The sequence below is a fragment of the Oryzihumus sp. JJN4-3R genome, from assembly GCF_057747915.1.
Genome location: NZ_CM173229.1, coordinates 1,741,879 through 1,761,259 on the forward strand (window position 1 = coordinate 1,741,879; position 19,381 = coordinate 1,761,259).

A 19,381-nucleotide genomic window follows, 5' to 3' on the forward strand; every position below is an offset into this window, starting at 1 on the left:
GCCTACCTTCGCATGCGTGCAGGTAGACAACTACGTAGCATGGCAGTCATGCACCAGGACCTGCCCGACCTGTCGATCCCCAGCGAGGAGCAGGCTCACCTCGCAGCCGAGGGCTTCCGCATGCTGGCCGACCCGACGCGCATCAAGATCCTCTGGGCGTTGCTCCAGGGCGAGTCCAACGTCAGCTGCCTGGCCGACCTGGTGGGGGCCACCCCGACTGCGGTGAGCCAGCACCTGGCCAAGCTGCGTCTGGCCCAGCTGGTCCGCGGACGCCGCGAGGGCAACTTCATCTACTACTCGGCCGCCGACGAGCACGTCCGCGCCCTGCTGGAAGAGGCCCTCTTCCACGCCGAGCACACCGAGGGTGACGTGGACGAGGCTCCCGACCACCGGCACTCGCGCCCCGCCTCAGCCTGACCGGCGCGTGGGCGACCTGCCCGAGGACCCGGGCAGCCGGGCATACCGCTGACCCGCGAACGGCCCCGCCCGGCTGGTGCCGGACGGGGCCTTGGTCGTGCACTTGTGGCAGACGAAGGATTCGTGGAGGTCGCCGATCTCACACCTCAACCCTGCGGGTGGGGGCTCTCCAGGGCAGGCCCGCGATACACGTAGGAGATCGCGTTGGTGGCCGCGAAGATCGGGGGCCATCCTTCGTCGGTCGTGCTGACCGGCATGGGGCCGCCAGCTCCCGCCCCGAAGCGGTCCAGGCCGCCTGGACGCACCTCGGCCGTGGTCGCGGCGGGCATGTCCCCTGCTGGCGCAAAGGAGCCCACGGCGTGGTCGCCCGCTGGTGCGATGGGGCCGGCGGGTTGCGGCGCGGAGGCCGTTGCGGCCGTTGCTGTCGACCTGACGGCTCCGGCTTCACCCTGGGCCATCGCGGCGAGCTGGTCCAGCTCGTCGTTGAGGACGTCGAGCACGGACTTGAGCTGGGCGTGAGCCACCCGAGCGTAGGTGCGCACGTACATGAGCTTCTCGGAGTCGAGGGTTCCCCTCTCCTCCGCAGCGGCCGGGTGAGCGACGCCGCCGAACTCCCTGGCCGAGGAGTAGTCCTGCGCCGCGGACTGGGCTCGCTGCAGGATCTGCCGGTACTGCTCTCGTGCCGACTCCTCCAGGTCCCGCGCGTAGGACTGCGCCTCGGCGACGGCCTCGTCAGCAGCACGCTGCGCCTTGGCCAGCAGCTCGACCGCTCGCAGGCTCACGTCCTGGAAGTTCTCCCCCCGTCCGTTGACGGCGTCTTGCTCGACTGCATTCACAACTGCCCTCCGATGCTGTGGGCCAGGGCGGTGGGAGCCGCTCCGGCCGGCGGTTCTGAGGTGATGCCGAATTCCTCGAAGGCGATGGACTGCGGTGGCCGCGGGCCACCGGCCAGCGCCGACGCCGTGTGCAGGACCATGGACGGCGACCCGCAGACGAGCGCGCTGTAGGGGCCGGGCATGGTCACCGACGACGCCACATCGCCGACCAGACCGCGCCGACCCGGGTACGTCGGGTCATCGGACGCGACTTGCGTGTGGGTGAACCCCGGGTAGGCCGCGAGCTGTTGCAGGCGCGCCCCGGCGTAGAGGTTCCACGGATATCGCGCCCCGTGCACCAGGTGCACCCGGCGGTGGGTCTGACCGTTCTGCCATCCCTGCTCGACCTCGTCGAGCAACGACAGGAACGGCGCGATGCCGGTGCCCCCGGCGACCATCAGGAGGTCCTCATCCGCCACGGGGTCGACGGCGAGGGCGGTCCCGACGGGTGCACCGATCCGCATGACGTCGCCGCGCCTGGCCTTCTTGACGAAGGGGGTGCTGACCAGGCCGCCCGCGACCAGGCCGACGTGGAACTCGATCCCGCCGTCGGGGCGTGGGGCGTTCGCGGGGGTGAAGTACCGCCACACCCTCGGGGCGTGCGGGATCGTGACGGCCATCGACTGCCCCGGTCGGTACGGCAGCGGGCTGTCCGGGAGCACCCTGACGATGGCGATCTCCCGGCTCACCCGGGCGACCTCGGTGATCTCCGCGTCCCACCAGGCCGGCTGGGTGTCCTCGGACTCCTCGGCGGCCGCCACCATGGCCGCCGCGACCACGCCGTAGGCGTCGGCCCAGTCTCGAGCCACGTCCGCGGTCCACTCCTCGCCCAGGAAGTGCTTCAGGGTCCACAGCAGGGACCCGCCGACCGCGTCGTAGTGCTCGGCGATGACCCCGAACCTGCGGTGGTCGCGGCCGAGGTGCTCGACGTAGGGGACGATCTCGCCGAGCTCGTCGACGCTGCTGACCACGCGGCCGAGGGCGCCGACGAGGCGGTCCCGTTGGGCCTCCATGGCCAGGGGGAACATCTCCCGCAGCTCGGGGTGGCTGACGAACAGGTGGGCGTAGAAGTACAGGGCGACGTCGTCACCGTGCTGCGTGACGGCCTTCCAGGTGGACTTGAGCCTTTGTGTGTCCATCGGTCAGGACTGCAGGGTGACGATCGAACCACGCGCCCGCCCCAGCGCCGTTCCCACCCGGTCCCGGATGTCCCGTGGCACCCCGGCGTCCTGCAGGCAGGCCATGAGGAGGCTGCCGACGCGGTCATAGTCGGCGTGGGTGATGTTCAGCGGAGCGTGGGCCTGGTCGAGCGGGCGGCCGTCGTAGCGGTCCGGGCCACCCAGCAGGCTGGTGATCATGAGCGCCTGGTGCCGCTTCAGCACGGGCAGCGACACCTCCTTGAAGAAGTGGCTGACCTGATCGTCGTCGGTCAGTCGCCGGTAGAACTCCTCGACAACAGCACCTACGGCAGCCCCGCCGCCGATCCGGTCGTAGTCAGTGGTCATCCGAGCCTCCAGTTCTGGTGCCGGAAACGGACAATCCCGGCAATGGCGGAGGACTGTAACGAATGGGGCCAAAGTGAAAGTGATCAGGGTCACCTCACTGACGGCGTAACCCCTCAGGCGGCCCTCTCGTTCACCACTCTTCGCTTGCGCGGCGGCCGCCGGCTGGCGCCGGCGGCGTGGAGGACTAGCATCGCGTTTCGCCCGAGGAGCTCGACCCGGCCTGCTTCGCGCCCCGGCCGCCAGAACGCAAGGTTTGCAAGGGAGTTCATGCTCGGCAATCGGTTTGAGCAGGTCCTGAGCCACGCCCAGGGGGGCGACGCGATGGCCTTCGCCGAGCTGTGGCGCGATGCCCACCCGATGCTGTTGCGCTACCTGCGGGTGACTGCCGGTGACCTGGCGGAGGACATCGCCTCACATGCCTGGCTCAAGGTGATCGAGGCCCTCGCGTCCTTCACCGGTGACGAACCGGGCTTTCGGCGATGGCTGGTCACCATCGCGCGAAACCACCACCTCGACCAGGTGCGTCGCGCCGGGCGGCGCCCGGAGCGGCTCCTCGCCGACATGGCCGACCTCGACGACCACGCGGGCCGGCTCGCGCCTGACGCCGCGACCGAGGCGGAGGAGGCGATGTCGACCCGGGCCGCTCTCGACCTGATCGCCAGGCTGCCGCCGGACCAGGCCGAGATGATCATGCTGCGGGTCGTCATCGGCCTGGACGTCGCCGACGTCGCCGCGGCCGTGGGCCGCAGCAACGGAGCCGTGCGGGTCGCGGTCCACCGAGCCCTGCGCAGGTTGGGCGAGCTCCTGGAGGGCCAGGGCGCGCGCCTGTAACGGGATCCGGACCGATGACGTTCCGTGACCGAGATGCCTGACAACCCCCACCCCCTGCGCGACGAGCAGCCCGACGACCTCTGGCTGCTCGACCGACTGCTGGCCGGCGAAGCCCACACCGGGTCCTCGGCCTTGACCGGCCTGCTGGCGAGTGCCGCCTCCCCCGCCTCCGCCCAGGAGCTCGTGGGCGAGGCGGCCGCGGTAGCCGCCTTCATCGAGGTGGGGTCCGGCGTCCCGAGTTCCCGTAGTCATCCTCGCGCCAGGAGAGTGCCCATGTTGACCAGCCTGCTGGCCAGCAAGATCGCTGCGGCGGCCGCCGCAGGAGGCTTGCTCCTCGCCGGGACCGCAGCCGCCGCCCAGACGGGCGCCCTTCCCACCGGGCTTCAGGACCTGGCCCACCACGCCTTCGGTGCCCCGGCCCCCTCGTCCACGGCTGAGACCCCGGTGACTCGCCCCTCCCCCACACCGTCCAGTCGCCCCACCCCGACCGTCACGGCCACAGGCCCTGACGCCGCCGGTGCGGCTGCGTTCGGCCTGTGCACAGCCCACGAGCACGGGGGTCTGGCGTCCACCTCCGTCGCCTACCGGTCGCTGGCCAAGGCTGCTGGCGGGACGGCCGGGATCGACGCCTACTGCGCATCCGTCACCCACCCCGGCAACGGGAGAACCGGTCACCCGACCGGTGGGGCCAGGAGCCACCGCGTCGGCGCGCCCACCGGCCACCCGACCCAGGTGCCAGCCTCCCACCGGACCGGCGCGCCCACCGGTCACCCCACCGGGGCGCGGACCAGCCACCCGGCGTACTCCACCGACCAGAAGTGACCCTCGCATCCACAGCTGTCGTCCGGCCTGAGGCGACGACGTCGCCGGTGACGTCGACGCGCGTCGTGACGCCGGTTCGCCCCTTCCGGCGCGGGGACCCACAATCGTCGGACGCCGTTCGCGGCGGTGAGCCGTTTCCTCGATCATCCGAGGAGGTGCGTTCGGCGTCGCGCGTCACCTGGTCGGCGGACGTCGTGCGGGGCGCCACCAGCGTCCCGCCCCCATGGCGTTGCCTTGGCAGGCGCCGTCCCCGGCTCTGGGGCGTCGGCCCGACGCTGACGCTCGTCGCCCTGGAGCTCGGGGTGTTCGTGCTGTTCGGCTGGCTCGCCGGGCCGTTGACCATGATCGGGATCGACGGCCTGGGAACGAACGGGGCCGAGGCCCTGCCCCAGCCGAGGGCCGTGGCTCCCACCAGGACGCCGTCAGGGAACCCGCCGCCTCGCATGGCGCACCTGGACCGATCGACCAGCCTGCCCCTCGAGGATGTCGGGCTCGTGGTCCGCCTGAGCGATGCGTCCCTCCCCACACGGGCAGACCATGCTCAGGCGGTGCGGCAGGAGGTGCTTCGGACACCCATGCCGACTCACGCAAGCACCCGCCAAGCGGTCGTCCACTCCCCCAACTACCGAACCGCGGCAAGCCCGGCGTCGTCGCAACTCACATCCGGCCCGCCAGCCCACGCACGCGTGCAGGCTCACGGGCCTGCACCCGTGCGCCAAGCGAGCCGGGCAATGGCTGGCCCGCCCCCTGGAGCGAAGCGTGGACACCCCCGTCGGCCTCCCCGCGGGACCATCGTGGAGGCGATGGCCCGTGGTTACGTCCAACCCGCCCGGTCATAGGGACCGGTTCCTCGCCGGCGGCCAGGCCTTCGAGGCCGCGCACAGGCCGCGGACAGCCATCGGCGGAGGCGGGCACCCGGCATACGGCTGTCACACGTCTGGCCGGAAGGCCGGACGCCGAACCAAGCGGCTCAGCCTGCCGGTCGCCCATCTCCGGTTCCAGGCCGGTCCAGGCCGACCAACGTGGCCTGGGGCGCGGGGCCGTCCTCCTCAGAGTTCTCCAGGAGGACCATTGCCAGGTCATCCGTGAGGTGGCCGCCCTGAACGTGCTGCCGCAACCGCCGCAGGACGTCGTCGAGCGCGACGGAGTGAGGAGCCCTCCGGATCAACTCCCCAAGGGACTCGACCGGAAGGAACTCGCCGTTGGCGTTGCGGGCCTCGCTGAGCCCGTCGGTGTAGAGAAGGAACCGGTCGCCGGGCGACCAAGGGACCGTCACCGCCTCGTATCGTTCGCCCAGGCCCAGAGGAAGTCCCGGCTGGAGCGCTATCAAGCTGACTCCGTCGTGGCTGGCAACCCGCAGGGGAGGCGGGTGTCCACAACTGACGAGCGTGACCCGGCCGCCTCCTACCGCTTGCAGGATCAGCGCGGTCACGAACTCCTCCTCGTCGAGGAACGGCGCGAGGTAACGACCCATGGCCACCGCCATCTTGGCGGGGTCGGGGATGCTGGCTGCCGACTGGCGGAAAGCCCGGATGACGCGGGCTGCCTGCTCGACCGCACCGAGCCCTTTGCCCCGGACGTCGGCCACGATGAAGCAGACACGTCGCTCGGACTGAAACCAGTCGTACAGATCTCCACCGATGAGGGAGTTCTCTCCGGCGGACACGTATCGAGCGCTGGCCAGGACACGTCCGATACGGCGGGGAACCACCGGCAGGATGGCCCGCTGGGCGACCTCAGCGATGCGCACCATTCGTGCGAATTGCCCCTCGCGGCGTACCCGAGTGGCAGAGAGCAGAACCGCAACCGTGCTCACGAGCACGGTGTCGCCCATCGGAACCCAGGCTTCGGCCGTTCCCCAGTCGCCGGCCTTTGCCGCCGAGGCTGTGGTCAGGAGGAGAGCGACTGCTCCGAACCCCGCCGTGGCCGCGGGGCCCAGCAGGGCGGCGGACATGAGCGGCGCGATGCCATAGAGCACCGCCGGCATGAACGTTGACCCCGCGCTCAGATCGAGGGCCAGGACGAAGAGGAGCCACGCACCGGGAGCGCTGACCCGCGAGCCGCGCGCCCGGAGTCTGGTCAACCTCGCCATTGCCATATCTTTCCCGTTCGGCGTCACGGGAGCCTCGTGCATACAGCCCACCACAGGCACGGAAATGGTCGGTAGGGGCGACCAGGTCCACCCTCATTCGCTGGCGGGGCGGGCGGCCGGTCCGGGCTTACGCCAAATACGACCCTGCGAGGGCGTAGCCTTCCTGATGGGGCAGGGGCCTGGGTGGAGAGCTGGGGGCGGTATGGACGAGTGGCCGTTCCACGGGCCCGGAGCACCCCCCGACAGCGAGCTGTCCCCCGTGCTGCGGCTGGTGCTACCGGCGACCGTGGTGGCAGTCCGGGAGGCGCGTCGGCGGGTGACGGAAGCCTGCGCGGGGCTGACGGCAGAGGTGGTGGACACGGCCGTGCTGATCACCAGTGAGCTGTTCACCAATGCGGTGGTGCACCCACACCACACGGAACACGTCGAACCGGTGGTGGGGCTGGAGTGTCACCGGAGCCCGGACAGGGTCCGGGTCGGTGTCAGTGACCATGACCCGCGCCTGCCCACGCTGAGGCCGCCAGGTGGCCTGGCGGAAGATGGCTGGGGGCTGCGTCTGCTGAGCCAGCTCGCCCACCGGTGTGGGGTGGCGGCGCTGCCGGGCGGACGCGGCAAGACCGTGTGGTTCGAGCTGTCTGTCGGGCCGGATCAGGGCTCGGGCGGGAGCTACCCCGCCGTCGACGCACCCGGGTAGGGGCGTGGCCGAGGTCGCGCGCCCGGGAGGTGGCTGGTTCCGCTACTCCAACTCAGCGGCACGTCGCAGCAGCTCAGCCGCCACGATGCGATGACGGATCGCCCCGGGCGACTCCGGCGGCACCACACCGGTGGCCAGGAACACGTCGACATCGTCAACCTGGGCCTCCCACGCGGCCAGAGTGCGCAAGAGCTCCAGACGCAGCTCATCCGCGGTCATCCACTGAACCGGGCTTTCCACGACGCACACCATAGGACCGCGCACGGGGCGGCATCCCCACGATCAGTCCCTTTCCCAGCAAGTTCACAACTTGTCCTGGCGAAGCGCAGGACCAGGAGACTCCACGCGGCCCGGCCTTCGGGTCTACGACGCGGCGGGCAACCCGGCAACGTTGGCCGAGGACCGGGCCCGACGAGCGAGCAGCCGGCGATCCATCTCGGCCTCCAGGGCATTCAGCCAGTGCATCCGATCGCCTCCCGGGCCGGCAGCCTCGATCGCTTCCCGGGCGCGGACCAACGCGCGGAGCAGGTCAGCGTCACTGACGAGGTGTTCTAGCGAGACGGTCATCCCATGCCCCCTGAGATCGTGATGGTTCATCAGAAGGTATTGACGAATGCGCACCAGGTCCGAGCGTTTTCCGCCACCTTGCGCCTTTCTTGAGGGGTCGACCCGAGGTTGTCCCACGCCCGCCGGCCGGAGGGCCCCACCGTGGGGGGGTGCACACCCGGGTATGGGCTCGGCCGAAGACCGAGGCTTACCGACGATGGCGTCCGACGGGGACGACCTAGACGCCCAGGAGCCGGTCGACCTCAGCCTGGGTGAGACTGGACCCAACTGATCCGGCTCCGAGAATGACCTCGGCCAGCAGGGCGATCTCGGCGGCCAGGTCGTCGTCATGCAGGGGCTGCTGGGGCACGGGCCGAGTCTCGTGGCGAGTCCGCTCCGGTCGCTATCGCCCAATCGAGCCCCCCGGCCTCTGACCCATCCGGGCCAGAGAGGGAGGCCCGGGGGTAGTCCGGTTGACTCACTCGACCTGGTCCTCCGCGCGGTCCGGCGACCTGCCCCGGCCCGGTTGGGCCTCCCCGCCGATGCCCGGACCGGTGATTCTTCTCAGGGGCAGGCGGTCGGCACGTCTCCGGGCCACGTTTAGGCCTCGGACAGCCATCGACAGCCGGATTCCACCGGGCACGCCCGGACAGAAGGGCCGGAGGTTCGCGACGCGGCGGCGCCGGTGGCTCCCCTTCAGGTGGTCCATCTCCTGGCTCCCCCGGGGCCTGCGCTCTCGGGAGCACGTCTGCCCATCCGGCTACTAGGGCACTCGCCCCCAATCCATGACGCAGGACGTGCACCTAGTACGCAAGACCCCCATGTCCGCTTTGTCGAGGCGACATAAGCAGCGTGGGTGCAGCGCTGCGACGCGGCTGCGGGGGCCCAAGTTGGAAGGTGTTTTCATGCCGAGGGGGCCCGCGGTGGTGCGCAAGATTCGTCCGCCTTGTGATGCCCCTTTTGACCGTGAGTGACCGCGGGGTGAGGCCCGAAAGTGGAGTTTCCGTTGGGATTGCGCCGCCCGCCCCTCGTTGCGAACTCTTGGGATGGATTGGGCATGGCTGAGCAGCGACCCGCGCTTGACGGCACCCACGATCGGCGGCGGCTGGCGGCGTTGCTGAACCAGCTTGCTATTGGTGTTGGCGGCTTGGGCTGCCACCCCGTTAGTCACCAAGCAGGCGGTAGCGCCTTGCGTTCTTAGTCGCAACACTGCTGGGTAGACGCGTTAACTCGATCGTTGGTTGTTTCGACCCCGATGGGCGACCCTGCTCCAGACCCGCACCCGGGAGACACCCTCGTCCTCCTGCGTCCGACCGGAGACGAAACAGCGCGGTGAACCACATCGGCGTTCATCCACCTTGGGTGATGCGACGACCGCGTCGCGGGCGCAACGCTGAACACCGTCGTCGCGGCCGCGCGTCGTTTACCGCATTCAACCCCTCGGGGCGTAGCTGAGGGTGGTCCTGCTCAGAGCTCAAGCCGGAGGGAGTGGCCATGACTGTGAAGACTGAGCCGAGGGGGCGTAAGAGGGCTGCCGCGCGGGCGGACCGGGGAGTACCGAAGCGGCGGGGGGTGCCAGAGGCGGGGCAGCTGAGCCGGGCGGACCGGGTGGCCCGCGGCGAGGATGCCAGAGCGCAGACGCCGCTCGAGTCGCACGCGGACTTCGCGCCGGCGGCGTCCCGGGATCCGATCGGGCTGTTGCTGGATCAGGAAAAGACGCGGGTGCAGGAGCTGCTGCCGGTGCGGCACGGGCGGATGCTGGTGTCGCCGTTCTCGTTCTACCGGGGTGCGGCGCTGCCGATGGCGGCCGACCTGGCCGGTACCCCCACCTCGGGGTTGTGGGCACAGTTGTGTGGGGACGCGCACCTGTCCAACTTCGGAGGGTTCGCGTCGCCGGCGCGCAGGCTGGTGTTCGACGTGAATGACTTCGACGAGACCTTGCCCGGTCCGTTCGAGTGGGATGTCAAGCGGCTGGCCGCGAGTCTGGCGGTGGCCGGGCGCGACAACGGGTTCAGCAAGAAGAAGCGCCGCAAGATCGTGCTCGCGGGCGTCGAGGGCTACCGCGAGGCGATGCGTGCGTTCGCCGATCAGCACTTCATGAACGTGTGGTATGCGCACCTGGACGTGGAGGATGCGCTCGCCCAGTACCGCTCTCAACTGAAGAAGAAGCGGTTCAAGGCCACCGAGAAGCTGGTGGCCAAGGCGCACACCAAGGACAGCATGAAGGCCCAGAGCAAGCTGACCACCGTGGCCGACGGGCGCCGGCGGATCGTCAGTGACCCGCCGCTGATCGAGCCGATCGAAGAGGTCTTCCGCGACGAGCAGGCAGCCGCGATCTATCACCAGATCGAGAAGCTGCTGGGCGAGTACCGGCGCACCCTGCAGTCCGACCGCAAGCACCTGCTCGAGTACTTCACGATGCTCCAGGTGGCCCGCAAGGTAGTCGGGGTCGGCAGCGTCGGCACCCGCTGCTGGATCATCTTGATGGAAGGCGCGGACGGCAACGAGCCGCTGTTCTTGCAGGTCAAGGAGGCCCAGACCTCGGTGCTGGCTGACTACCTCGAGCAAAGCCAGTACGCCGACCAGGGTGAGCGGGTCATCGCCGGGCAGCACCTGATGCAGGCCGAGAGCGACATCTTCCTCGGCTGGGCCCGCGCCAAGGAACCCGACGGGACGGACCGGGACTACTACTTCCGGCAGCTGAAGGACTGGAAGATGTCCGCGCCGATCGAGCGGATGGTCCCGGGCGGGATGGCCGTCTACGCACGGATGTGCGCGTGGACCCTTGCTCGCGCACACGCCTGCTCCGGCGACCGCATCGCACTGGCCGCCTACCTCGGAGACTCCGACACGTTCGACCACGCGATCGCTGACTTCGCCGAAACCTACGCCGACCAGAACGAGCTCGACTACGACGCGCTCCAGGCCGCCGTCAAAGACGGTCGAGCGGAGGCGACCACTGACTTCTGAGCGCAGGTCGGGGTCCGGCTCATCGAACCGGTGGCTCCGGCGGCCGGCCACCCTACGACTGTCATGAGGCCGCCCACGCCGGGGCCGACTCGGCATCGATGGCAGCGCGTCGCCCCGCCACTGCATCCGGTGTTGTTCGTGAACCCACGATCTGGCAACGGTGCGGCGGTTCGCGCCGGGGTCGCGGACCGCGCGCGCAGCCGCGGGATCAACGTCGTCATACTCGCTCCTGGCCAGTCCTTGACGCTGCTGGTCGACGCGGCAGTGACAAGTGGTGCGGATGCGTTGGGCATGGCGGGAGGCGACGGGTCCCTTGCGGTGGTTGCCGCCGCGGCTGCGGCCCACGGGCTGCCCTTCATCTGCGTACCGGCCGGAACTCGCAACCACTTTGCGGCGGACCTGGGAGTGGATCGAAAGGACTTGCCCGGTGCGCTGGATGCGTTCATCGAGGGAGTAGAACGCCGAATCGACGTGGGCGAGGTGAACGGTCGAACGTTCCTCAACAACGTCTCGCTCGGCATCTACGGTGAGGCCGTGCGGCAGTCGGCTTATCGCGACGCCAAAGTGCGAACGCTCCTCGAGACGGCGGAGAGGGTGCTCGGCCCGAGCCGGCGGGTGCCTGAGCTGCACCTCGTAGACGATGCGGGGCGTGAGCATGCCCGACTGGCTCTCGTCCTCGTTTCGAACAACCCATATACGCTCGAACGCCCTCCCGCTCGGGGCACCCGCGCCGCACTCGACGGCGGCCAGCTGGGCGTGGTCATCATCGACACACCGGACGACGGCCCACATCCACCGGGGCGGGCCTGGAGCACGACCCACTTGGACGTCAGTGCCCCGAACCCGGTCCCCGCCGGCATAGACGGCGAGGCGGTGGACCTGAAGCCGCCGCTGCATTTTGGCATTCGGCCCATGTCGCTGCGCATACGAATCCCGGCCCGGCGCGCTCGCCCCCGGATGGGCTCGTCCGCGCCGACCACCTGACCCCGGCATCGCCTGCGACCGGGGCGTGGCGGCGCCCTTCCGAGGTGCCGTGCCCCGGTATCGCGTGGCCCGTGTATTGGGCGCAGTCGGACTCAGGTTGTCAGTCCGGCTGGCCGTCCGCGCCTTCTGAGATGGTCATCTGCTCCTCAAAGTCAGTGAACAGCTCAGGATCTGAGTACGGCATGACCGCCCAGGGCAGATCCTCGGCCGAGTCGATAAGACTGAGGTCGGGGCTGTCCTGCTGTCGCGTGTGGTCCTCAATGAGGTGCATCTGAATGACTTTGGCTGCCTGCCGGATTTCGTCGACCGCCCCGTCGCCAGGCACCTGCAAGGGCGACGTGATCGTCTCGCCCGCTCGGTCGACGTGGAGGCCTGCCTGCTTGTTCAGATTGCGCTGCTTCGCTGTCGCCTCGAATGCCATCAAGTCGGGAAGTTCGTAGTACTCCCTCCTGCGGCGCGGATCCCAGGGGCCTACCCGCCTCCGCTCCGAAGGAGACCTGCCCGTGCCCCGGCACGCATCGATCTCGAACCGCACTCACCTCACCCTGGCCGACGTTTGTCACGAGCTCGGCATCAGCCGATCGACCTTCTACGACTGGCGCGCGAAGCATCTTGCGCCAAGGTGCATCAAGCTCCCGAACGGCGAGATCCGCGTGCGACGCGCCGACCTCGATCTGTGGCTCACGAGCCTCGAGGACGGTGCGGCGTGATCTCGACGACCTACGCCGTGCGCCTGTGGGGTGTCCGCACCGTCAACGGCAAGAAGGGCAAGGCCTTCCGAGTTCGTTGGACCCTGGAAGGCCGTGACCGGAGCAAGTCGTTCGCGACGGCCAAGCTTGCGGAGTCCTTCCGCGCCAAGCTGGTCACCGCCACGCGGGAGGGGATCCCGTTTGACCTCGCCTCCGGCCTGCCGGTGACCATGGCGCCCCGGCCCGCGGCGGCGGGTCCGACGTGGCTGGAGCACGCTCAGGACTTCATCGACGCCCGATGGTCGGAGTCCTCCCCCAGGCATCGCAAGAGCACCGCCGAAGGGCTGGTCACGATCACGGCCGCTCTGACCACAGACGGACGTCAGCCCCCAGCCCCCCAGACGATGCGTCGAGCCCTTATGCACTGGGCATTCAACTCAGGAGCTCGTCAGCGCGCTTCTGCAGTACCACACGAGTACAGCGACGCCATGGCATGGATCGCAGCCAACTCGCGCCCGTTGCGTGACTTGGCAGAGCCGGCCGTCGTCAGGGAGGTTCTTGCTGCCATCTCGGTCAACCTGTCGGGTAGGCCGGCGGCGGCGAGCACAGCGAACCGGAAACGTGCAGCGCTGTCGGCGGCCCTGGGCTACGCCGTGGAGCTCGGGCACTTTGACGTCAATCCGCTCACCCGGGTGAAGATCAGGCGACGCCAGGTGACCGAGGCCGTTGACGGCCGGGTGGTGGTCAACCCCGAGCAGGCGCGAGCCCTGTTGGCGACGATCGGTCGACGGTGGCCGGCGCTGCACGCCTACTTCGCCTGCCTCTACTACGCCGCGCTAAGACCGTCCGAGGCTCGAAACCTACGAGCAGTCGACCTCCGTCTACCAGCCGACGGTTGGGGCGAGATCCTTCTGTCTGGCTCTTATCAAGACTCGGGCGCCCGGTGGACCGACGATGGATCCCCTGCCGAGAAACGTCAGCTTAAGCATCGCGCCGAGCGCGCAACTCGGCGCGTGCCCGCGCCCCGGCCGCTCGTCTCCGCGCTGAGGGGCCACCTGGATGAGTTCGGCACGGGCGCCGAAGGCAGGCTCTTCGTGACGCGCACAGGCAAGCTCGGCCGCCCCGTCGCGCAGCCCTTCGTGCGCCCAATCGGGTCAAGCTCAACGGCACGTGTGCTGCACCTCGCGCGGGCCGAGGTGTTCAGCGAGGCGCAGCAAGCCACACCTCTGGCTCAGCGGCCATACGACCTTCGCCACGCCTGCGTATCCACCTGGCTCTCCGCCGGCGTGCCCCCGACCCAGGTCGCTGCGTGGGCGGGGCACAGCGTGGCCGTGCTGCTGCGGGTCTATGCCCACGCGGTCGATGGCCAGGCACAGGCGGCGCGGCAACGGATCGAGGAAGCCCTCGCCGGGGCCGGGGCCATGGACAAACATCAGCACCGACGCTTCGCACGGAAGTGCGGCCGGATAGAGGACAAGCGCGCCGGATAGCGGACGTATGTCACCGGCCAGGAACGAATGTCCGTAACCGCTTACAGAGGCGCCCGCTTGACCGATTTCGCCCCTGTGACGAGACGCGAGGCGCCGGAGGCTCAAGGGCACGAGTCGTGCCGTGACGTCATGGAGGATCTGATGGTGGTGATGAGCAGGCGAGACATGTCCGGGGCGTATTTGCAGGTGTTAACCCCGCCCGAGGTGCGGCAACTGGCTCGGGTCACCCGAGCCTGTTCATTGGCCTGCTGCTGAAGGCCAGCTTCGTCTGGACGCCACCGGCTGGGCCAGCGCCTCAATCTGACCGGTGTGCTCCGCCTCAGGTGCGGTCGTAGGCCAAGGCCTGACCCGCCTCCCATGGGCAGAGAAACGGCAGGGATGTTCAGGGATCCGTCAGGCGCCGCCGGCCCCACGGGGTGATCATCAGCCTGTGAAGGTTGAACTGCTGATCGTGCGTGAATGCGCTCATGCCGAAGCGGCCGGAGTGGTCTTGGCGCACGCGCTCGCGGCGGAAGGGCTGCCTCCTCACTTCGACGTCGTCCTTGTGGATACACCCGAGGACGCACGGGCTCGGGGCTTTCTGGGGTCTCCAGCGTTTCTGGTCGACGGCCGCGATCTGTTCGCTACCGAAGACGCGGCTCCGGGGCTGGCGTGCCGGATCTACACGACCGAGCGCGGGTCATCGGGTGTTCCGGATGAGCTGGAACTGCGGCGTCTGTTGAGGTCGATGACGAGATAGACCGAACCCCGGCCGCAGACATCGGCATAAACCCCGTCGTCAGATTTTCCACAGGGATCTCCGCTTCGATGGCGGCATGACGACCACACAAGTAACTGGCCGCCAACAAATTCCTGCACAGATGCTCAACAAGGTTCCAGAGGTAACGGTGTACTTCTGGATCATCAAGATCCTGTGCACCACAGTGGGGGAAAGCTTCGCGGACTACATCAACGAGACGCTTGGATTCGGCCTGACCAATACGACTCTGGTCTTCTCGGCGGCGCTCGTCTTGGCACTGCTCGCGCAGTTCCGCATGCGCCGTTACGTGCCCGCCATCTACTGGCTCGTTGTTGTCCTGATCAGCGTGGTCGGCACCCTGTTGACGGACAACCTCACCGACGGTCAGCATGTCCCGCTGTGGCTGAGCACTGGGGCCTTCACCGTGCTTCTGACCGTCGTATTCGGCGTCTGGTATGCACGAGAGCGGACCCTTTCGATCCACACGATCGTCACCACCCCGCGCGAGGCCTTCTACTGGGTGACGGTTCTGGTGACCTTTGCGCTTGGCACCGCAGCCGGCGACTGGACTCTGGACCTGACAGGGTGGCCTCCCGCCACGTCGGTGTTGTTGCCGCTGGGCCTGATCTTGGCCGTCCTCGCCGCCTGGAGGCTCGGCGCAGGCCCGGTGCTGTGTTTCTGGCTCGCGTACATCCTCACCCGGCCTCTTGGCGCCAACCTGGGCGACCTCCTAGGCTCCGGCCCCGACGAGGGGGGTTTGGGCTTCGGGACCCTCGGCACCAGTGTTCTCTTCCTCGGGACCATCTTGGTCGTGGTGGTCTACCTCACGATGACGAAGAAGGACCGATCCGAACTGGAGCGCCACACGAGCGCCTGAGCGCGCCCACGAACAACCGCGGTCCTGCCCTCCTGACGGGGCGGGGCCGCGGTTGTTCAGCACACTGCGAGGCCTGATTGCAGTTTGCATCGAACGACACGTCCCCGCTCAACCAACAGGGGGGTTGTCGGGAGCGGGGCCGTGCTATTCAAACCCTAGGCTCCGTCGCGGGCCCCTCCAAGGGACATTGGTCCGTCGGGCCGCCCTTCGGCCAATCAGCATGATCAGAGGCTCCGTGTTCCGCCAAGACGCCCCTGCGTCCGTAGTTGCCGGAGCTCGGAGGCGCTCAGGACCGAGCCGGAGGGGGACCATGGGGGCCATGAGCGCACTAGAAGACGCACTCGACAGCAGAATCGCCGCTAACCCGTGCTGGTGCTGCGGCAACGACTTCCCCGAGCGCCAGTTGGTACGCCTCAGCGCCCATCCCGAGGCGGCCCTTTGCCTCCGATGTGCCCGGTTCCTACTACGTCTGGCGAGAACGCGTGCTGACGAAGACGACCCGGTGGCAGGAGCACGGTTGCGCAGCGCCGTGCGCTCAATCCGCAAAGTGATTGTCGGACGCCGGTGGCACGAGCGACCGGTCGTGGGTCCGGTACTTAGATGGATCGACAAGCATTTGCCCTAGGGCTGGCTCGGTTCCGGATTACGACGCAGGACTTCGGCTCACCCGCAGCAACACGATCGGATCGTGAGGCTGCCATCAGGCGGTTCGGATGATGGATCAACCGAGCAGCTGCTGGCACGATGCGACAGCCAGAGCCTTGAGACACGTTCAGGAGGTCCTCATGCTTCACGCGCAACGGTCGGTCGTCATCGACCGTCCGATCAATGACGTGTTCGCTTTCTTCACCGACCCCGCAAACGACCTGAGGTGGCGTCCCAGCGTCAAGCACATCGATGCCCAGGAGCCAGTCGGTGTGGGTTCTCGTATCCACCAAGTCGTTGCCGGTCCGGGTGGGCGGCAGATCCCAGCCGACATCGAGGTCACGGCATACGAACCGGACAGTCTCTACGCGTTCAAGGTGACCACCGGACCGGTACGTCCCTCTGGCGAATACCGCTTCGCGCCGCTCGACACGGGTACCGAGGTGACGTTCTCCCTCGTCGCTGATCTGGGAGGCCTCAAGCGGCTCATTATGTCTGGTGCCGTCCAGAAGTCGATGGACAGCGAGATGAAGGCCCTCGACACCGCCAAGCGACTCCTTCAGATTGCCTAACCTTCCCCAGTCCTGTGAACAATCTGAATCGAGCTCAGGGGGAGATGTCTCGGCCGTATCCTCGCCCCCTGGAGCGGCCCGTGCAGTGGATGACCTCGGACGAGCTTCGGCTTGAACTCCTCAAAACTCAGGCGGCCTGGGATCACACGTGCGCAACGTCGACGCACTCCTGGAGACTGGCGTGTCCCCACCGGAGCCGGAAGGTGCCCGCCGCCATCGGATGGCGGCTGCTGAGTTGGCGCGCCGCGCAACCACGCGGGGATAGCTGCGCTTCCGTGGCCCCGTCCAGGTCGAGCTGGTTTTCAGGGCCCTGCATCGCCCCGGACGGAGATCGCGACTTTGGGCACAAGTGCACGCATGACGGCATGCACTCTCAGTCAGTGGTGGAGCCCGTCGCGGGAATCTCGATCGGCGCCTGTTGAGACCACCTCCGGGCCTCACGGAACAGCGCGGACACATCCGTGACGTTGCACCGGTCCGCCCCCTCTGCCAGAGCGAGCAACAGAGTGCTTAGCCCTCGAACGGACGCTGTCCACTTGAGCCATACTCCTGCGGGCAGGCACTCCCGCATCACGCGAACCTGGCGCAACGGCAGTCGATCGCCGTCCAGCCAGGTGCCTCCTTGAATCATGCCGGCTCCAGCCTCGACGCAGCGGCGGCAAATCTCTGCCAGCCCCTCGTCATCGAGATTCGCTGTGCTGACGAGTACCCGAGCCAATCCACCCACTGACTGCGTGGCGGTCTGAAGCACCCCGATGCGCTGGTCCCATGCCGAGTCCCCGTTCTGCCTACTCTCACCTGAGATCACCAAACCGAGGTCTGTGGCCCCCAGATCCACCAAACGCTGCGCCTCCTCCCGGAAGGCATCAAGTGAACCGGTAAGCGCCGAGTCGTGAAAGTTCACGGCCGTCCCAATAGGCACTCCTGAACCGCGAAGCGCCTCAGCAACGTCGGCCACCTGATCGGGCGAGCACAAGGCCGCGGCGCATCCCCAAGCGCCGGCTACCTCGCATCGCGCCCGCACCTGCTCTTGCGTTAGGCCGGGAGCATGCAAGCTGACTTCGACATGCCGTGCAAGGTCAAGCAGGCTGAGCGTCCGTCCCACCGTTCCCTCCCTCACCACCTTGGCGCATCCGATCCTCCCGCAGGCCTAAATCGATTGCCTCGCGGGGAGAACCCTGGACCGGAAATCCTCCCACCCTATGCGAAACCGAGTCGCGGATTTGCCTGATATGGGTTGTTTTGTCATCGACCTTTCGGACAGTTTCAAGTCTTGAGAATCTTGAGACGATACGGGATGCGTAACCCCCATATCTTGGCCGCGTTACTCGACTATCGGAGCGACCACGGGGCGCGCCACAGATCGTTTGGGGAGCTGGCTATGCATCGCGTTCGCATCTCGAGGCCTAAGCACGACCAACTAGTGCGTCGTGCCGCCCATGGGCTGCTCGATGAGACCCTTCGCCTCAGTGACATCGACGGGCGAACCGACCGCGAGGTCGACCGCCTGCTGCGTCGTACCGGCACAGTCGCCGACACTTGCGCCCCCTCCTCCCCTGCGCCGGTATGACCACGCCTGCGGATGCGTTTTCCGTGCGGACGCGCATCGCCAACGCCATTCGGACCGGCCGTGCAGATGAGTTGCGGCTCCTCAGGCCACTCATCCACGCCATCGCCCAGGAGCAGATCCGGCCGGCCCAACTGGACGGGATGACCCTCGAACAGGCGCTTGACGCAGTGCGGGGGATGAAGCTCCGCTGAGAACCGGCCTGACGGGTGCGTCCCTGGCCATCAGCCACAACCCAGCTCAACCGTCGTGGGACCGCGGCCACAGAGAACGCAGGCTCCCGCACGCAGCAGTTCCCCAATGCCTCACGTCCCGAGGGTGGTCCACGTGCCAACCATGCTCACCGCTGACCCCCGTGCCACACAGCAGCGTCCGAAAGTGCGGCGGTTACCTCAGGATCCTTGCTGAGCATCTGCCGTCGGTGCGTTCTGCCGTCATGCCCGCAACCCTGCTCGACTCACCCTTGATCAAACCTGAACGCGCTGCGACGCCGTGCTCGTCTGGTAGCCAACGGCGTTGGTGCTGAAGCAATCGAGAACAGACCGAGCCCGAACACGATCCCTTGGTGTGTCGCATCGAGAACTACTCGGGCCGTACGTCTTCCCGCACGTCGCGATGGGTCCTCGCCGCGGCCCGCAACTCATCGTCCGGTGCCGCCTCGAGCGTGATCATCGATTTGTCCGCCCCTGGCAATGACCGAAGGATCTCGTCGAGCTTTCGCTGAGTCGCGGCCTGCTCGCGAGACTGGGTGTGCTGGATGACGAACACCATCGCCAACGTCACGGCCGCCACCATCGTCTGGAACACCGACTCCAACCGGGTCGGGAACTCGAAGCGAGCGGAGAAGGCAACCCAGACCAGATCCAGGGCCACCACCGTCACTGCTATCGAAGGACGGGCAGCCATCCAGTCCATCGCATGAAGGACCCTCGAAGCGGGGTGTCGCGACCATCGAGGACGGAATCTCACGAATGACCACATGCCAGCCATGCTCGCCGACGACCCTGTGCCAACACATCGTCAGCCGAAAAGTGGCCACCACACGCCCACGTGACGGCGCCGGCGT

General features: G+C 68.0%; 21 protein-coding genes. 12 read left to right on the plus strand and 9 right to left on the minus strand.

Going from position 1 to position 19,381, the window contains the following annotated elements; all coding sequences use genetic code 11:
• The first annotated feature begins 48 nt into the window (after nucleotides 1-48).
• Nucleotides 49-417 carry an ArsR/SmtB family transcription factor gene (locus AC3ANM_RS08025; protein WP_488287606.1) on the plus strand — a complete coding sequence of 123 codons (369 nt, stop codon included), beginning with the start codon at nucleotides 49-51 and terminating at the stop codon, nucleotides 415-417.
• A 146-nt stretch (nucleotides 418-563) separates the two neighbouring features.
• On the opposite strand, the gene AC3ANM_RS08030 is transcribed toward AC3ANM_RS08025, so the two are convergent.
• From AC3ANM_RS08030 to AC3ANM_RS08040, 3 genes are read right to left on the minus strand one after another with little or no spacing between them, the layout of a single operon-like run.
• Entirely contained in the window at nucleotides 564-1,199 is a 636-nt protein-coding gene (locus AC3ANM_RS08030) for a hypothetical protein (protein WP_488287607.1), read from the minus strand.
• Between the two features lie 50 nt (nucleotides 1,200-1,249).
• A complete protein-coding gene (locus AC3ANM_RS08035; RefSeq protein WP_488287608.1) occupies nucleotides 1,250-2,431 on the minus strand; it encodes a globin domain-containing protein in 1,182 nt (393 codons plus the stop codon).
• A 3-nt stretch (nucleotides 2,432-2,434) separates the two neighbouring features.
• On the minus strand, nucleotides 2,435-2,797 hold the full coding sequence (locus AC3ANM_RS08040; protein WP_488287609.1) for a group I truncated hemoglobin: 363 nt from the start codon (nucleotides 2,795-2,797) through the stop codon (nucleotides 2,435-2,437).
• A 267-nt stretch (nucleotides 2,798-3,064) separates the two neighbouring features.
• On the opposite strand from AC3ANM_RS08040, the gene AC3ANM_RS08045 reads away from it, so the two are divergent.
• Nucleotides 3,065-3,628 carry an RNA polymerase sigma factor gene (locus AC3ANM_RS08045; protein WP_488287610.1) on the plus strand — a complete coding sequence of 188 codons (564 nt, stop codon included), beginning with the start codon at nucleotides 3,065-3,067 and terminating at the stop codon, nucleotides 3,626-3,628.
• Between the two features lie 33 nt (nucleotides 3,629-3,661).
• Nucleotides 3,662-4,450 (plus strand): hypothetical protein, encoded by a 789-nt coding sequence (locus tag AC3ANM_RS08050; RefSeq protein WP_488287611.1) that lies wholly within the window; start codon nucleotides 3,662-3,664, stop codon nucleotides 4,448-4,450.
• A gap of 970 nt (nucleotides 4,451-5,420) precedes the next feature.
• Here AC3ANM_RS08050 and AC3ANM_RS08055 read toward each other — a convergent pair.
• Complete coding sequence (locus tag AC3ANM_RS08055; protein WP_488287612.1) at nucleotides 5,421-6,584, minus strand: PP2C family protein-serine/threonine phosphatase; 1,164 nt, start codon at nucleotides 6,582-6,584, stop codon at nucleotides 5,421-5,423.
• A 217-nt stretch (nucleotides 6,585-6,801) separates the two neighbouring features.
• On the opposite strand from AC3ANM_RS08055, the gene AC3ANM_RS08060 reads away from it, so the two are divergent.
• Nucleotides 6,802-7,236 (plus strand): ATP-binding protein, encoded by a 435-nt coding sequence (locus AC3ANM_RS08060; protein ID WP_488287613.1) that lies wholly within the window; start codon nucleotides 6,802-6,804, stop codon nucleotides 7,234-7,236.
• Nucleotides 7,237-7,278: 42 nt separating this feature from the next.
• Here AC3ANM_RS08060 and AC3ANM_RS08065 read toward each other — a convergent pair whose 3' ends face one another.
• Together AC3ANM_RS08065 and AC3ANM_RS08070 are read right to left on the minus strand one after the other, a co-directional pair.
• On the minus strand, nucleotides 7,279-7,476 hold the full coding sequence (locus AC3ANM_RS08065; RefSeq protein WP_488287614.1) for a hypothetical protein: 198 nt from the start codon (nucleotides 7,474-7,476) through the stop codon (nucleotides 7,279-7,281).
• Between the two features lie 544 nt (nucleotides 7,477-8,020).
• Nucleotides 8,021-8,152 carry a hypothetical protein gene (locus tag AC3ANM_RS08070; protein WP_488287615.1) on the minus strand — a complete coding sequence of 44 codons (132 nt, stop codon included), beginning with the start codon at nucleotides 8,150-8,152 and terminating at the stop codon, nucleotides 8,021-8,023.
• A 1,124-nt stretch (nucleotides 8,153-9,276) separates the two neighbouring features.
• Between AC3ANM_RS08070 and AC3ANM_RS08075 the strand changes: the two genes are divergently transcribed.
• Together AC3ANM_RS08075 and AC3ANM_RS08080 are read left to right on the plus strand one after the other, a co-directional pair.
• A complete protein-coding gene (locus AC3ANM_RS08075) occupies nucleotides 9,277-10,752 on the plus strand; it encodes a DUF2252 domain-containing protein (protein ID WP_488287616.1) in 1,476 nt (491 codons plus the stop codon).
• A 129-nt stretch (nucleotides 10,753-10,881) separates the two neighbouring features.
• Nucleotides 10,882-11,736, plus strand: coding sequence for a diacylglycerol/lipid kinase family protein (locus AC3ANM_RS08080; RefSeq protein ID WP_488287617.1), 855 nt, complete (start codon nucleotides 10,882-10,884; stop codon nucleotides 11,734-11,736).
• Between the two features lie 100 nt (nucleotides 11,737-11,836).
• Here the strand turns inward: AC3ANM_RS08080 and AC3ANM_RS08085 are convergent, their stop codons facing one another.
• The gene (locus AC3ANM_RS08085; protein ID WP_488287618.1) at nucleotides 11,837-12,271 is read right to left on the minus strand and encodes a hypothetical protein; all 435 of its coding nucleotides are present in this window, start codon (nucleotides 12,269-12,271) and stop codon (nucleotides 11,837-11,839) included.
• Here AC3ANM_RS08085 and AC3ANM_RS08090 point away from each other — a divergent pair.
• From AC3ANM_RS08090 to AC3ANM_RS08110, 5 genes are all read left to right on the plus strand, one after another.
• Entirely contained in the window at nucleotides 12,240-12,446 is a 207-nt protein-coding gene (locus tag AC3ANM_RS08090) for a helix-turn-helix transcriptional regulator (protein WP_488287619.1), read from the plus strand. The two genes, AC3ANM_RS08085 and AC3ANM_RS08090, sit on opposite strands and share 32 nt — an antisense overlap.
• The gene (locus AC3ANM_RS08095) at nucleotides 12,443-13,915 is read left to right on the plus strand and encodes a tyrosine-type recombinase/integrase (RefSeq protein ID WP_488287620.1); all 1,473 of its coding nucleotides are present in this window, start codon (nucleotides 12,443-12,445) and stop codon (nucleotides 13,913-13,915) included. The genes AC3ANM_RS08090 and AC3ANM_RS08095 overlap by 4 nt, the downstream gene beginning before the upstream one ends.
• 430 nt (nucleotides 13,916-14,345) lie before the next feature.
• Nucleotides 14,346-14,654, plus strand: a complete 309-nt coding sequence (locus tag AC3ANM_RS08100) for a hypothetical protein (RefSeq protein ID WP_488287621.1) — start codon at nucleotides 14,346-14,348, stop codon at nucleotides 14,652-14,654.
• A gap of 76 nt (nucleotides 14,655-14,730) precedes the next feature.
• A complete protein-coding gene (locus AC3ANM_RS08105) occupies nucleotides 14,731-15,531 on the plus strand; it encodes a COG4705 family protein (protein ID WP_488287622.1) in 801 nt (266 codons plus the stop codon).
• 785 nt (nucleotides 15,532-16,316) lie between these two features.
• Nucleotides 16,317-16,748 (plus strand): SRPBCC family protein, encoded by a 432-nt coding sequence (locus AC3ANM_RS08110; RefSeq protein WP_488287623.1) that lies wholly within the window; start codon nucleotides 16,317-16,319, stop codon nucleotides 16,746-16,748.
• Between the two features lie 373 nt (nucleotides 16,749-17,121).
• On the opposite strand, the gene AC3ANM_RS08115 is transcribed toward AC3ANM_RS08110, so the two are convergent.
• Nucleotides 17,122-17,652 (minus strand): beta/alpha barrel domain-containing protein, encoded by a 531-nt coding sequence (locus tag AC3ANM_RS08115; RefSeq protein ID WP_488287624.1) that lies wholly within the window; start codon nucleotides 17,650-17,652, stop codon nucleotides 17,122-17,124.
• 662 nt (nucleotides 17,653-18,314) lie between these two features.
• Between AC3ANM_RS08115 and AC3ANM_RS08120 the strand changes: the two genes are divergently transcribed.
• Complete coding sequence (locus AC3ANM_RS08120; protein ID WP_488287625.1) at nucleotides 18,315-18,509, plus strand: hypothetical protein; 195 nt, start codon at nucleotides 18,315-18,317, stop codon at nucleotides 18,507-18,509.
• Between the two features lie 388 nt (nucleotides 18,510-18,897).
• On the opposite strand, the gene AC3ANM_RS08125 is transcribed toward AC3ANM_RS08120, so the two are convergent.
• Nucleotides 18,898-19,305 (minus strand): low affinity iron permease family protein, encoded by a 408-nt coding sequence (locus AC3ANM_RS08125; RefSeq protein ID WP_488287626.1) that lies wholly within the window; start codon nucleotides 19,303-19,305, stop codon nucleotides 18,898-18,900.
• Nucleotides 19,306-19,381 lie beyond the last annotated feature (76 nt).

Excerpts from the sequence above, each read along its gene's own strand:
- AC3ANM_RS08025 (WP_488287606.1), top strand. The coding sequence starts at position 49 with ATGCACCAGGACCTGCCCGACCTGTCGATCCCCAGCGAGGAGCAGGCT.
- AC3ANM_RS08035 (WP_488287608.1), bottom strand. The coding sequence starts at position 2,431 with ATGGACACACAAAGGCTCAAGTCCACCTGGAAGGCCGTCACGCAGCAC.
- AC3ANM_RS08040 (WP_488287609.1), bottom strand. The coding sequence starts at position 2,797 with ATGACCACTGACTACGACCGGATCGGCGGCGGGGCTGCCGTAGGTGCT.
- AC3ANM_RS08045 (WP_488287610.1), top strand. The coding sequence starts at position 3,065 with ATGCTCGGCAATCGGTTTGAGCAGGTCCTGAGCCACGCCCAGGGGGGC.
- AC3ANM_RS08050 (WP_488287611.1), top strand. The coding sequence starts at position 3,662 with ATGCCTGACAACCCCCACCCCCTGCGCGACGAGCAGCCCGACGACCTC.
- AC3ANM_RS08055 (WP_488287612.1), bottom strand. The coding sequence starts at position 6,584 with ATGCACGAGGCTCCCGTGACGCCGAACGGGAAAGATATGGCAATGGCG.
- AC3ANM_RS08075 (WP_488287616.1), top strand. The coding sequence starts at position 9,277 with ATGACTGTGAAGACTGAGCCGAGGGGGCGTAAGAGGGCTGCCGCGCGG.
- AC3ANM_RS08105 (WP_488287622.1), top strand. The coding sequence starts at position 14,731 with ATGACGACCACACAAGTAACTGGCCGCCAACAAATTCCTGCACAGATG.
- AC3ANM_RS08110 (WP_488287623.1), top strand. The coding sequence starts at position 16,317 with ATGCTTCACGCGCAACGGTCGGTCGTCATCGACCGTCCGATCAATGAC.
- AC3ANM_RS08120 (WP_488287625.1), top strand. The coding sequence starts at position 18,315 with ATGACCACGCCTGCGGATGCGTTTTCCGTGCGGACGCGCATCGCCAAC.
- AC3ANM_RS08125 (WP_488287626.1), bottom strand. The coding sequence starts at position 19,305 with ATGGCTGGCATGTGGTCATTCGTGAGATTCCGTCCTCGATGGTCGCGA.